The sequence below is a fragment of the Blautia marasmi genome (genome assembly GCF_900258535.1).
Lineage (GTDB): Bacteria > Bacillota > Clostridia > Lachnospirales > Lachnospiraceae > Blautia > Blautia hominis.
The window spans coordinates 1,193,651-1,207,633 of sequence record NZ_OIWX01000001.1; the positions used below are offsets into that span (position 1 = coordinate 1,193,651).

Annotated in this window: 12 protein-coding genes; 2 read left to right on the forward strand and 10 right to left on the reverse strand. The window is 47.2% G+C overall.

Features of this window, described 5'->3' with window-relative positions:
* Nucleotides 1-131: 131 nt before the first annotated feature.
* Nucleotides 132-1,064, reverse strand: coding sequence for an AraC family transcriptional regulator (locus C6P39_RS05310; RefSeq protein ID WP_095176086.1), 933 nt, complete (start codon nt 1,062-1,064; stop codon nt 132-134).
* Nucleotides 1,065-1,266: 202 nt separating this feature from the next.
* On the opposite strand from C6P39_RS05310, the gene C6P39_RS05315 reads away from it, so the two are divergent.
* Nucleotides 1,267-3,183, forward strand: a complete 1,917-nt coding sequence (locus C6P39_RS05315) for an OPT family oligopeptide transporter (protein WP_104803076.1) — start codon at nt 1,267-1,269, stop codon at nt 3,181-3,183.
* Nucleotides 3,183-3,542: a PqqD family protein gene (locus C6P39_RS05320; RefSeq protein WP_095176084.1), complete on the forward strand. Its 360-nt coding sequence runs from the start codon at nt 3,183-3,185 to the stop codon at nt 3,540-3,542. Before C6P39_RS05315 ends, C6P39_RS05320 begins: the two co-directional genes overlap by 1 nt.
* Before the next feature lie 95 nt (nt 3,543-3,637).
* Here C6P39_RS05320 and C6P39_RS05325 read toward each other — a convergent pair whose 3' ends face one another.
* From C6P39_RS05325 to C6P39_RS05370, 9 genes are all read right to left on the reverse strand, one after another.
* The gene (locus tag C6P39_RS05325; protein ID WP_104803077.1) at nt 3,638-4,075 is read right to left on the reverse strand and encodes a rhodanese-like domain-containing protein; all 438 of its coding nucleotides are present in this window, start codon (nt 4,073-4,075) and stop codon (nt 3,638-3,640) included.
* Nucleotides 4,076-4,841: 766 nt separating this feature from the next.
* Nucleotides 4,842-5,390 (reverse strand): cupin domain-containing protein, encoded by a 549-nt coding sequence (locus C6P39_RS05335; protein WP_104803078.1) that lies wholly within the window; start codon nt 5,388-5,390, stop codon nt 4,842-4,844.
* Between the two features lie 9 nt (nt 5,391-5,399).
* Nucleotides 5,400-7,916 carry a beta-mannosidase gene (locus C6P39_RS05340; RefSeq protein WP_104803079.1) on the reverse strand — a complete coding sequence of 839 codons (2,517 nt, stop codon included), beginning with the start codon at nt 7,914-7,916 and terminating at the stop codon, nt 5,400-5,402.
* A gap of 17 nt (nt 7,917-7,933) precedes the next feature.
* On the reverse strand, nt 7,934-8,860 hold the full coding sequence (gene rbsK, locus C6P39_RS05345; protein WP_095176077.1) for a ribokinase: 927 nt from the start codon (nt 8,858-8,860) through the stop codon (nt 7,934-7,936).
* 22 nt (nt 8,861-8,882) lie between these two features.
* Nucleotides 8,883-9,872, reverse strand: a complete 990-nt coding sequence (locus C6P39_RS05350) for a zinc-dependent alcohol dehydrogenase (RefSeq protein ID WP_095176076.1) — start codon at nt 9,870-9,872, stop codon at nt 8,883-8,885.
* A 13-nt stretch (nt 9,873-9,885) separates the two neighbouring features.
* The gene (locus C6P39_RS05355; RefSeq protein ID WP_104803080.1) at nt 9,886-10,728 is read right to left on the reverse strand and encodes a sugar phosphate isomerase/epimerase family protein; all 843 of its coding nucleotides are present in this window, start codon (nt 10,726-10,728) and stop codon (nt 9,886-9,888) included.
* 16 nt (nt 10,729-10,744) lie between these two features.
* Nucleotides 10,745-11,608: a carbohydrate ABC transporter permease gene (locus tag C6P39_RS05360; RefSeq protein WP_095176074.1), complete on the reverse strand. Its 864-nt coding sequence runs from the start codon at nt 11,606-11,608 to the stop codon at nt 10,745-10,747.
* Nucleotides 11,609-11,610: 2 nt separating this feature from the next.
* On the reverse strand, nt 11,611-12,513 hold the full coding sequence (locus tag C6P39_RS05365; protein WP_095176073.1) for a carbohydrate ABC transporter permease: 903 nt from the start codon (nt 12,511-12,513) through the stop codon (nt 11,611-11,613).
* A gap of 75 nt (nt 12,514-12,588) precedes the next feature.
* Nucleotides 12,589-13,983, reverse strand: a complete 1,395-nt coding sequence (locus tag C6P39_RS05370; RefSeq protein WP_104803081.1) for an ABC transporter substrate-binding protein — start codon at nt 13,981-13,983, stop codon at nt 12,589-12,591.

Sequence of the window (13,983 nt, forward strand, 5' to 3'; positions counted from 1 at the left end):
ATATGACTTTTATTCTCCCTTTTTAACTCCCGTCATATTGTCAGATTCATACCTTTAAAATACAGGATAAGCCTTCCTCATAGTAAGCAAAATCGCTCCTTAAACAATCAAATCTGATTTTCTTTCCTGTTTCATTTCTGCTCCTCCACCAGGATCTTTTTAATTTCGTATTCTCCCCTCTCCTTTTTTCTGTAAAGCCGTCTTTCCTCCCTCCATTTTGCCGGCAGAACGCCCATACGTTTTTTAAAATTCCGCTCAAAGGATGATATGGAGAGATAGCCGCACTTCTCCCCGATGATCCTGATCGGCTCCATTGTATTTTGGAGCCTCCAGCACGCTTCCCTGACTCTTATGCAGTTAATGTAATCCACCGGACCGAGCCCCTTCATTTTCTGGAACACCTTACGGAAATGGCTCTCACTGAAATGGCACATTGCGGCCAGCTCACCCACTTTTATCTGTTCCATATAATGGTCGAATATATAATCAATGGCCGGCAGAAGGGGCAGGCTCACTGCCTCCTCCTCAGCCATATGATCATGCTCCAGCACATCATACAGCATAAACAAAAAGGCACACAGCATGTTCATGATCTGCACCTTATAGGTTCCCTTTTTTTCATCCGCTGCTTTGAAGATCTGTTTCAACAGAGAGGTGATCTGCCCATGTTTCCTCTCATCCAAAATCTGGATCCCATAAAATAATTGTCTGCAAAGTTTCAAATGCATTCTTTCATCAATGAATGAAAACAGTTTTACAAAATCCTCCAAGTCTACGAACAGATACCCCCACATAGTATACACGCCATTTTCGTTTCGTGTGGCATGCAGCAGATTCGGTGCCACAAGGCTGATGCTTCCCGGACTGAAGGCTGCCTCTTTCCCCTCGCTCATGATCGTTCCCTGCCCCTCATAACAATAGCCAATCTCCAGATAATAATGAAAATGAAGGGGATCATTTGCCCCTGCTTTTGCCCATGCGATTTTATCCAGTACCATTAACGGATAGTCCGGATATATTCTGAAAATATGGTCCTCCACATATTTTTTCTTTTTCCGCCCCACTTTTTTCTTCTCCTGCTTTTCATACTGTATTTTAGGTGTATGATATTTTTATATTATACATTATTTTTGTAGGATTGTGTCTTTATTTGTCATATTTATCCGTAATTTACTGGTATTTACTCTGAGAACTCTTTTCTTTATTGCAGTTTTTTATATTTTTCGATATAATAGGAGAGCATAAAATATAAGGGAGAGAAAGACTATGAATGAACAAAAAGAATTCAAGCCTTATATTCCGGCCGAGCGCGTAACGCCGGAATTAACTGTCACCTCCATTGTTATGGGTATCATTCTGGCCGTCGTTTTCGGCGCTGCCAATGCTTACCTGGGACTTCGTGTAGGTATGACAATCTCCGCGTCCATCCCCGCAGCCGTTCTAGCCATGGGAGTCATCCGCGTTATCATGCGCAAGAATTCCATCCTGGAAAGCAACATTGTACAGACCATCGGTTCCGCCGGTGAGTCTCTGGCTGCCGGTGCCATCTTTACTTTACCTGCCCTGTTCTTATGGGCTGCTGATGGCAAAATGGAAACCCCGAGTATTCTGGAAATCACTTTGATTGCCCTGCTGGGCGGCCTTCTGGGTGTACTTTTCATGGTACCGCTGAGAAATGCCCTGATTGTAAAAGAACACGGCATTCTTCCTTATCCGGAGGGAACTGCATGTGCGGAAGTCCTTCTGGCAGGTGAAGAAGGAGGCGCAAACGCGTCCACTGTATTTGCCGGTATGGGATTTGCGGCAGTCTTCAAATTCGTCATTGACGGTTTGAAAGTAGTTCCAAGTGAAGTATCCCTGAGAGTAAAGGGCTTTGCAGGTGAAATCGGAACGCAGATCTATCCGGCTGTTATGAGTGTGGGTTATATCTGTGGTCCTCGTATTTCTTCTTATATGTTTGCCGGCGGTCTGGTAAGCTGGATGGTTCTGATTCCGGCTGTTGTGCTTTTCGGTGCTGACCTGACTCTGTATCCGGGAACTGCCCCCATCGGTGAAATGTTCGCAGAAGGCGGTGCAAGTGCTATCTGGGGAAGTTACATCCGTTATATCGGCGCAGGTGCATTGGCAGCGGGCGGTATCATCAGCCTGGTGAAATCCCTGCCCCTGATCATCCGTACATTCCGTGATGCCATGAAGAGCCTGAAAGGCAATACAAATACCAACACAACCCGAACAGGACAGGATCTGAATATGGGTGTCATTCTGGGCGGTGTGCTTCTGATCACGATTGCTATCTGGCTGGCTCCTCCGATTCCGGTAACTTTCATGGGTGCCATTATCGTAGTAATCTTCGGTTTCTTCTTCGCTACCGTATCTTCCAGAATGGTCGGTCTGGTAGGAAGCAGCAACAACCCTGTTTCCGGTATGGCAATTGCCACGCTGCTGATCGCCACTATCCTGCTGAAGGCAACAGGCGACAGCGGAATCCACGGAATGCAGGGCGCTATCGCAATCGGTTCCATCATCTGTATCGTAGCTGCCATTGCAGGCGATACCTCACAGGATTTGAAAACCGGTTACCTTCTGGGCTCCACTCCCAAGAAACAGCAGATTGGTGAGTTCATCGGTGTATTTGCTGCTGCTCTGGCAATCGGCGGTGTGTTATACCTGCTGAATGCTGCATGGGGATTTGGTTCCGAAGAACTGGGTGCACCTCAGGCCATGCTGATGAAGATGATCGTGGAAGGTGTTATGGAAAACAACCTGCCATGGACACTGGTATTTATCGGTGTATTCCTGGCGATCGCAGTGGAGATCGTGGGTATCCCGGTACTTCCATTTGCAATCGGTGTATATCTTCCGGTCCAGTTAAATGCCTGCATTATGGTTGGCGGACTTGTTCGTCTGGTATTTGACAAAATGAATATGAAAGATAAAAAGAAAAAAGATGCCATTGTCAATGACGGTGTGCTTTACTGCTCCGGTATGATCGCCGGAGAAGGTCTGGTGGGCATTCTTCTGGCTGTCTTTGCAGTCTTCCATATTGATAAAGCCATCGACCTGTCCGGCAAACTCAATCTGCCGACAGCAGTTTCCAACATCGGAAGCCTTGTTGTATTTGCACTGGTAATCCTTAGTCTGCTCAAATTTTCTCTCTGGAGAAAACGTAAAGAGAACAAATAATGAAAAACAAAGAAAATGTAATTGATAAGAACTATCTGGAATTCATTCCTGAGAGAAATACACTCCTCACCTGGAAAACAGACAAAAAGGGCATTGTAACCCTGGATGTGGAAAACACCGGATTTTTCAACCGGTTGGCACAAAAATGCTTTAACCGCCCAAAATACACCCATGTCCATCTGGACAAGCTGGGAAGTTTCGTCTGGCCTTTGATCGATGGTAAGAAAAATATTATTGAACTGGGCAAAGAGGTGGATGCACATTTTGGTGAGGAGGCAGCCCCTCTCTATGAGAGGCTGGCTAAATTCTTTCAGGTACTGGAAAGTTATCATTTCATTAAATTGAATAAGGATGTATAAAAACCAGCGCACTGTGGAGGAAGGAATCCATGGTGCGCTGGTTTTACTTTGTGTGTGAATACCCGGCAGCTATGAGGAGATCAAATTACTGTTTTTTATTTTTCTGTATCATAGGGCCAGTCCGTGATCCCCCCGAAATCGTATACCTGGGTGTATCCTGCCTCTATCAGTTTCTTAGCAGCCTGGGCACTGCGGTTGCCGCTCCGGCAGTATACCAGGATTTCCTGATCTAAATCCGGCAGTTCTTTTAACGGTTCGCTGCTGATCGTCTCATTTGGGATCACAATCGCTCCGGGTATATGTCCTTCCCGGTACTCCTCCTCTGTACGGACATCCAAAATAATGATCTTATCGCCTTTATCCATCCTCTCTTTCGCTTCTTCTGCTGTGATCTTTTTATACTCTGTTTTCATTGTGTCCTCCTGGGCCGACTTTGTATCCCGGCTGGTCTTGTCCTGTCCGCACGCAGACAGCGCTGCTGCCATGATACCTGCGGCTATGACCGCCAGAAGCCATTGTTTCTTTTTCTTCATGTGTTTTCCTTTCCTCTGCTGTATAGGATTCTAATATGGTGAGCAGATTATACATACTGTGGCTATTTCCGTTACAGTTTATACTGTAATTATAATTGTTTCAGTTCAACTTGTCAAGTATGGATATAAATTTTATTTTGGACAGGTATCCGTCTTCTCCCATTAAAAACACCCCATCTTCATCTTATCCCATCTCTATCACCATGACAATATCACTGCAAATCCCCTATTGGCTTGAGAAAACCAGGGCGGTTGGGGCAGGGTGCTGTTCTCCTTTGGCAGACATTGCGGCAGAGAGCCTGAAAATAAGCGGTTACGGAGACTTGGCGCGAAGCCTTTGCTGAGCGTCTTAGTCGAAGTTAGCGCTTAGTTGAAGGGGAACGAAGCTGGCTGCCAAAGGAGAACAGTACCCTGCCCCAATCGCCCGTCCGCCTTCATCCCCCACTGCCTGCCCCNGGATCAGGAGGCGGGGGCTGGAGGCAGCAGGGTATGGGGGGAACGAAGCGTTCCGCTGCCGGGAAGCTAACCTGCTCCCAGTCACTAAGTTCATCGCCAGTGGGCTCTTCATTAAGTGTCTGGGGCAGGTGGATCTTCCCGGCGCTCCTCTGTACATCGTTCCCCCCATACCCTGCTGCCTCCAGCCCCCGCCTCCTAATCCTCCTGGTTTTTTCTGCCGGTAGGTAGGTAAAGAAAAAAGTCAAATGCGTAAGTGGATTGAAAAATGGGCTTACGCATTTGGCTTTTTTATAAAAGAGTATGAAAAAAATTATGAATCTAGTATGGGTGTTCTTATTATGTTTTTGTCGGTGAAGATGTCGTACTCGTCTTGGCTGGTGGTGCTGAATTCTGAGATTATGGCGCCTTGGGGGCCGGCTTGGAACCAGTGTTTTGTGTTGGGTGGGATGGTGTGCTGGTGGCCGGGATGAAGGATAATCTCGTGATAGACAGTGTAGGTGTCTTCATAGCTGGCTGGGATTTTTCCGGTCAGCGGCTGGGTGGGGGTGCCTTCTACATAGAGGTAGACTGTGCCGTATCGGCAGCGGAAGGTCTCCTCTTTACCCTCGTAATTAAGTGACTGGATGGGGGCATGGCAGTGTTCCGGACAGGTTTGTCCCGGGAAGAGGACCATCTCTTTGGAACAGCACCTTGGTGTATTGATGTAGGTGATCAGCTGGAGCCCGATGTGTTCCAGGTCGTTCAGGCCGAAATCGGCGATCTCTATGTTTGCTTTCTCTTCTTCGGTGAGTGCTATGTGTGCCTTCTCAAAATAGGCCAGTACCTGGGCTTTTTTTTCGTTGTATTCGGTCTTTTTCATGGTGTTCTCCTATTTTACAGATGTAAGTTCCAGTGAGGCTTGCCCGGCATTTTTGATGGTGAATGTTTTTGTTTCCCCGGGAAGGAGGTCAAAATAATTGTCGGAACATCTGTAGTTGCCTTTTATGTGCACGCCGTGGGCAAACGCTTCTGAGTGAACGGTGAGGGTCCTGTCACTGCCTTCCTGATGGTCTGCTGTACAGATGACAGGACTTTTCTCAAAGGCAAGGTTTCGCATATCGTCTAAGCGCAGCCATATATTGTCTATGTTCTCGTCATGGATGTAAAGCATGATGGTTCCTTTTTTGTAATCTCTGTCCGGAAGTTTCTCTTTCAGAAGATAGGTTCGTTCCCCGGGGGATACTTCCAGTTGGATCTCTTTTGTTTCGCGAATCGTACCGTCAAAAGATACATAGCCGAAGTCTGCTTTTACGGACAGGGGGGCCGGGGTATCGTTTGCACCATGCAGGATAATGCTGCCGTCTATGAGACGCATGGTGAATTTCCGGTGGGCAAGGGCACGTTTCACACCGTAATAGGCGATTTTTCTTCTCAGGTAGTAGTCTATGATCGTCCAGCCCACTTCTCCCCATGCATCGTTGTACATCCAGAAAAGGCCGCCGTAGCATTGTTCCTTAAAACGCATGGCCTCCAGGGAATACCCGTACATCATTCCATGTACCATGCCTGCATAGGTAATGTAATCCTCCAGGGACAGTTTGTCTGCATGGTCCACGTAATTCTTTTCTATAGCTGTATTTACAGTGTCTTTTTCAAAGACGTTGTTGTGCATCTGCCATACTTCACTGGTTCTGCAAAGGGGCTGCCCGTCCATGTACTCCAGGATCGTTTCCATACAGCAGGGGCCTACATAGCCGTATTCGCTGACAAATTTTGCTTTGATCTTGTCGTAGTCTTTTGCCTCGATACGCTCTTCCATCTTTTTGCTCATGTATGCCTGCTGCCAGTGATGGATATCCCCCACCGTATCGTCATTGGGAAGTTCTCCTCCATATGGGGAACTGTTCCAGTAAGGGATGAAGGGACAGTTTGCATGTATGATCTCTTTTGATAGTATGTTTGCAACGTACATGCCGTACTGGTGCTCATAGGTGAATTCAATTCCCCACTTTGGATTGTCGGTGGAATTAAAAAGCCAGTGTACTTCATTTGTACCACAGAAAAGTCCTAGGCAGCAGTGGCTGCGCAGACGTTTTGTCTGATAGTCGAATTCTCTGCGCATCTCTTCCCGAAACCACTGGCGATGGTCCGGATATGTGGAGCACGCAAACATAAAGTCATGCCAGACTAAAATTCCTTTCTCATCACAGAGCCGGTAGAAAATATCTCGTTCGTACAGGCCTCCGCCCCAGATTCTCAGCATATTGAAATTGGCTTCTGCCGCCTCGTCGATCAAAACCCGGTATTTTTCATCCGTAACTCTGGCATAGATAAAATCATTTGGTATCCAGTTTCCGCCTTTGCAGTAAATGGGCTTGTTGTTGATCACAAACTGGAACTTCCGGTCTTTTCCCTCCAGAACGCTTGTGTCCAGCTCCAGCTTACGGATACCATAGGAAAATGCGGGATATTTTTCTACGCTTCCTTCACACGCTGCCTCCACCTGCACTTCATACAAGGGCTGTTTTCCATAGCCATTGGGCCACCAAAGCTCCGGATCGGATAGTGTGATTTCTTCCTCAAAGTAGTTATATCCCGATGTGAACAGCCTGTCGTCATAAGTCTGCTCAAAGACCGGCTTGTTTTCATAGCTGATCCTGACTTTATACGCTCCGTCTCTGGAACTGATGAATCCCAGGTTTTCCACGTTCAGCATCAGTTTTAATTTTGCCTGTTCCCCCACTTCTTCTGTATGCAGGCAGACTTCCCTGAGTGCTATTTTTTTGTGGCCTTCCAGCCTGGCACCGCCTGTGATACCACAGGTGATCACTTTTGGTCCCCAGTCCCATCCTACCGTATACTGCGGTCTTCTGACAAATGCCCTTCTGGCATCCCCCCGGTATTTTCCCCCGTTGTCCGTCTCCAGGCACACAGCGTGATTCAGTTCTGACAAATCCTGGTCTGACACAGTCTCAAGTCCGCTGGTCACCCGGACTGTGATCACGTTTTCACCCTCTTTGATCATCTCTTTGATGTCATACACGAATGGATAGTGAACACTGTAATGGCTGCCGATATATTGTCCGTTGATAAAAATATCACTTCTGGAATCCAGACCTTCCAGGATCAGCTCAATAATATCCTCATCTCTGTCCACTTCACTGCTGTCAAAAGTGCGCTCAAACCACCAGGCTCTCTTTTCTATCCACTCAGATTCCCTGCAGTAATCTGCCAGTACCGGGTCTTTGATAACCCCCTCTTTTATAAGCGGCATCCTTACATCTGCAGGCAGGCTGCATGTATACCATCCGTCTTTCAGACCATGCACATAGGCCCACTGTTCCTTTTCCACACGCAACAGGCTTTCGTGCAGTTTCCAGTCTTTGTTTATCTCCAATCGAAACATATTGCTGTTCCCCCATTCTATATGACCATTTTATGGTTTTCCTCCAGGTCCTTCCAGTGCGGCACCGCATTCTGGGCGCCTTTTTTCTGCACGGTGAGAGCTGCCGCTGCATTGGCAAACTCCACTGCCTGGAAAATGTTTTTTCCATCTGCCAGAAATACTGCCATTGCAGCATTGAAAGTGTCCCCCGCTGCCGTGGTATCCACAACCTGCACCTTTTTTGCAGCAAAATTTCTTCTGACAGTTTTGTTCATCAGCAGAGCACCCTTACTTCCTAGTGTTACGACCACATTTTTGATCCCCTTTTCAAGAAGTATGGCGCATCCTCTCTCTATCTCCTCTTGCTCTGTATCTCTGATTTTTGTCAGTTTCTGCAGTTCTGTCTCATTGGGTGTGATGTAGTCGATCCACGCATATGCTTCCTCACGGATTTGGGCGGGCGCCGGTGCGGGATTAAAGATCACAGTCTTTCCCATACGGTGAGCCTGTTCCATGGCATAATAAACCGCATCATGGGGGATCTCCATCTGCACCAGCAGAATACTGCATTCCTCTATCACCTGCAGATTCTCTTTTATATAAGAAACATCACATGCAAGGTTAGCACCGGGTGAGACGGTTATACAATTGTCACCGTCTGCATTTACCGTGATGATCGCAAGCCCGGTTTTCTTCCGGCTCTTCTTTATAAATTCTGTATGTACGCCTGCAAGCTTCAGGTTTTCCAGCAGTGTTCTGCCGTTCTCATCACAGCCCACTGCCCCCAGCATGGTTACATCTCCGTTCAGCCGCCCTGCCGCGAAAGCCTGATTGGCGCCTTTTCCTCCGGGTGACTCCTGAATATCCCCTCCGAGTACCGTCTCTCCTATGACCGGGATGTCCTCCACCTTCAGGACCCAGTCCATGTTAAGGCTTCCTATTACAAGTATTTTTTTCTTATCCAATTTTCATTCCCTCTTCGTCATATCACTCCCAGGGTTTTAAAATCACTTTACAGGTATCCTGTCCCATAAACTTTTCAAAAGCTCCCTGTACATTAGAAAATCCATATACATCTGTAATGATTTTATGTACAACAGGTGAACGCCTGAGGATTGCAAACATTTCCTCCCTGTCGTCCATGTTGTAGTGCCAGGAACCGATCAGAGTTAGTCCCTTTCTGATAAAATCATCGCTGGGACAGATGGGAACTGTATTGTGGTTTTCCCCTATAAACGCCACGGAACCTCTTGGGTCCATCATATCAATGCAGAGTCTCTCTGCGTTTCCGTTCCCTGAGGCGTCTACTGCCTTGATAAGCGGTGCACCCATTTTCGCTTCCCTGATCTTTTCTTTGATGTCAGGGTCTGTAGGATCCAGAACCACATCAGCGCCCATTTCCTTTGCCATATTTTTACGGAAAGGAACACTGTCCAGGGCGATGACCCTGGCGCCCAGAAACTTCGATACTGCAATGGCACCCATCCCCACAGGACCAAGGCCTGTGATCAAAATGGTGTCAAACCCCTTTACATTGAGCCTTTTGATGGAGCTGAACGCGGGACCCAAAGCACAGCAACCCAGGGAACCCTGGTCATAAGTGATATCATCCGGCAGTTTTGTGCAGACGAAATCCTGTACCAGCACATATTCCGCAAAATGACTGAAATACTTAGGCTTATCCGTACAATAAATATAGTTACCGGAACGGCACAAGGAGCAGTGTCCGCAGCCGGAAAGAGGATTCAGGATCACTCTGTCCCCTTCTTTAAGCAGGTTAGACCCATTTGCAGCAACTACTACGCCGGCACCCTCATGCCCTGCGTCGCGAACAGGTGTGGGGGAAACAAAAGCTTTTCTGTCACTCCCGCAGATGGGTGTGGATTCCACTTTGACAACTACCCACTCTCCGTGAGGAACAGGATCCGGAACCTCCTCCAGATATGCCTGATTATTTCCAAGAACCAATGATTTCATAATAATGCCTCCTTTATGCCTCTTTCGGCCATACTTTATTGATGGCGCTGCTTACTACCGCCACAGCTTCTTCAAATTCCATTTTTCCTAACTCTTCCACAAACGGCTCCGCAAGAACAGGTCCGGTATATCCCATATGTTTCAAGCCTTCAAAAAACTCCCCAATCCTCAGGATCCCTGTACTTCCTGGAAGCGCGCGGACTACATCCACCTGTTCTTCCCTGGGTATTCCGGCAGGCGCGTCCATAATATGCGCACAGACAACCCAGGATTCATCCGGAAATTTTGCAAAATCATCAAATGTCTGCCCCGCCATGTCCCAGTGCCACACATCCATCAGGATCCCCACATTTCCGGTCCCGATAGCCCTGCACAGTTCCAGCATTTGGTCCAGGGTATGGATGAATTCATATTTTTTCCCCGCTCTTAATTTAGGCGGCCCTAAAAACTCCAGGCCAAGTGAAATATGGTATTTTTTTAAGATTCGGGCAGCCTCCCCAAGTCTTTCACGATGCATATTGAAATTCTCTTCATAAGTCAGCTCGTCACTGGCCGGTATGATCCAGGTGATACACCTGTGCATCCCGCATTCCCGGGCATACGCGGCGTACTCCTCCAGTTTTTCCATGTCCTTTCTGAAAACAGACTCCTCTTTTCTGTATTCCACGGGAAGACCAAAACCTGCAGCCTTCAGACCGTATTTTTCCAGCAGCATCTTTGTCTCTTTTACAGGCATCCGGGCATCCCGTTCCATATTGAACCAGATTCCCTCAAAACCATATTTCTTCGCAACAGGTGCAGATATTTCAAGCCCGGCCTTGTGTCCGATACAATCCGGTGCCAATGTCTTATACATAATTTTTCCTCCAACTTTAACCTTTCACGGCTCCCGCCACCATACCTTCTATGATTCTCTTACTGAATACAAAGTACAGGATCATGACCGGCAGCGTGGTTGTCATGATACCGGCCATTAACCTGGGATAGTCCACTGTATACGCGGATTTAAACATGGTCAGCCCTACTGGAACCGTCCGCAGGGTATCACTGTTCACCAGGATCAATGAAAATGAAAATTCATTCCATACCGCGAAAAACTGAATGATGGCCACTGTGGACAATATAGGCATTGCCAGCGGAAATACGATCTGGAACAGGCACCGGAAAAATCCGCAGCCGTCAATGGATGCCGCCTCCTCCAGTTCTTTGGGTATGGATGCAATATAACTCTCGATCAACATGATAGATATGGGAAGCCCAAACGCCACATAGGGAAACAGCAGCGTATACCAGTGATTGGTAAGCCCGCTCTGCCTGAGCTGTACATACATAGGTACAAGCAGTGCATGTACCGGGATCAGCATACCCATGATAAAATAGTTATAGATAAGGCTTCTTCCTCTAAAACGATATCTGGAAAGGACATAACCGGCCAGGAAGGAGAACACGATTATGATCAATACCGATAAAATTGTATTCCTGGCACTGTTCAGCATATACATCCCCAGTTTTGTCTGGGTAAATACGGATATGTAGTTTTTCAGATTCAATGCCTGCGGAAGTGCGGTTGAGCTCTGCGTGAATTCCGTCTGTGTTTTGAAAGAGGAATAAAATATCCATACCATTGGAAAGATGCAGGAAAAAGAAAACAGCAGGAGCACTACATTACAGATTACTTTTCCGATACTTTTTCCGGCCTTTTTCACCGGCACAGTATTTCTTTTTATATCTGCCATGATCAGTAATCACTCTCCTTTCTCCATGGTCTGGTAATCACCAGCCTGCTGACTCCAACCAACCCAAGGCTCAGCACCAGAATAGCAATAGACATGGCACTGGCGTATCCGAACTGGTTCTTAATAAATGTTGTCTTATATACCTGAAGCGCCATGACCATAGAACTGGTTCCTGGGCCTCCGTTTGTCATAACATAAATATGGTCGAAAATCTTCATATTACCTGCAATACACAGCATAACCGCCACCGCTATGGAACCTTTGATCAGCGGAAGCGTTATCTTTACTGCCTTCTGTATCCCTGTAGCCCCGTCAAGCTCGGCCATCTCGTATATACTTGGGTCAATGGAAGTCATAGCCGCCATGATAATAACCATATAATAGCCAATGTACTGCCAGATCAGCGGTATGCTGACAACACTGATGATCGTATTCGGATTATCCAGCCATGGTTTTGCAAAGCTTCCAAGATGCAAGGCTCTCAAGATCACATTTACCAGTCCATAGTCATAGTTAAAAATAAAGGACCAGGTAAAACCTACAACAACTGCGGATATGGTGGCCGGAAAATAGGCCACGACACGGTGAAGTTTTTTGAATTTTACAAACCGGGACGTCAAAAGCGCCGAAAAAACAAATGCAATGCCAATCTGCCCCAAAATGCACAGAACTGCGATCCAGATATTATTGCTGAATGCATGCCAGAAGGATGTGTCCTTTAACAGGATCTGATAATTCTTCCATCCTACATACTTCGCCTGAGGTCCCCCCGACCAGTTATAAAAACTGTAGCTAAACGCATTGATGATCGGCAGGATAACCACATAGGTATAAACAAGGAGAGCTGGCAGCAGGCATACAATAATTGCCATTCTCGTTTTAGGCTTCAGCGTGGATTTTCTCAAGCCGGTACCCCCTTTTCTAATATCGCGGGGATTTTATCCCCGCGAATTTACGTCATTCTCTATGATCCTGTTTCTTTACTGTGCAAGTTCCTGTTCCATCTGTATCTCTTCTGCCAATTCCTCAGGTGCCTTCTCTCCGATCAACAGAGACTGAAGTCCCACATTCATGGTCTCGATCACAGATGCATCCATGCAGGCATCATAGATCTGGACAGCAGTGATATCTTTGATCATGTCATTATATTCATTAAATAATGCCGGAACTTTAGCGGTATCATACTCCGGGTTTGCCCATGCGGTAACACCGCCCATGGAAGCTGTCACGTTTGCCTGGCGCTCATCTGTCAGTGCTTTCAGCAGATCCATAGCCAATTCACGTTTTGCCGGGTCTGTCACTTTGCTGCTCAGAGCCATAAACCAGGCAGGCCCGCCGGATACTGTCTTCTGGTCTTCTGCGCCGCCCTCAACAGACGGAAGGATCGCCAGTTTTGTTGCAGCTTTTACATCCTCCGGAGCAGTGTTGTCAATAGTCGGGATAAACCAGGTACCGTTTACGATGGCGGCTGCTTTCTTGTTGAAGTACACCGTATTCTGCTCTGTATCATCAATGGAGTTGATATCTTCATTAAAAGCACCTCTCTGGGCCAGTTCCTGGAAAGCAGTCAGCGCTTTTACAAATGACTCGTCCGTGAATTTGGCGCCTGAACCATCCAGTATGGACTGTGTCCATTCCGGTCCTGTAAAACGGTCTCCCAGTGTGCTTAACCAGCAGGACTCTGCAGGCCAGTTAGGCTTATTTCCCATGACAAATGGTGTGATGCCTTTTTCTTTAAATTTATCCACTGCATCCAGCAGTTCATCCCATGTCTCCGGGAAAGTCTCATATCCAATCTCCTTCCACATGTCTGAATTATAATAAACCATACCTGTGGACATACTCTCCTGGGGAACACCATAGTTCTTTCCGTCTCTTGTTGCTGCGTCAAATCCGCCTTTTATGTAAGCATTCTTCCATTCCTGGTCTGCGTCCAGTTCCGCAGTAATATCCGATACCCATCCGTTCTCCACGAACGTTTTCGTCCAGGAACCTTTCATCATGAACAGATCGGGTATATCACCGGAGGCACCCAGGGAGTTGATCTTTGTCTGATATGCCGTCTGGTCCATCTCCTCCACTTTTACTTCCACATCCGGGTGTTCCTCCTGCCATGCATCAAGGGCCCCAAAGAAACCGGTGGTAAAGCCTCCCTCGCCGATATTGCTTCTGGATTGGTGGCAGATCAAAGTAAGCGTGGTCTTGCCTCCCGTACTCTTCTCCCCTTCCTCCCCGCTGTCCTGCGCTTTGTTCTCTTCCTTCTGCTCTGTTTTCTGGTTGTCACTGTCATCGTTCACTGCCTGAGGTGCACCGCATGCTGCCATGGATACTGCCATTGCTGCTGCCATAAATCCTGCTAAAGCTCTCTTCTTCAT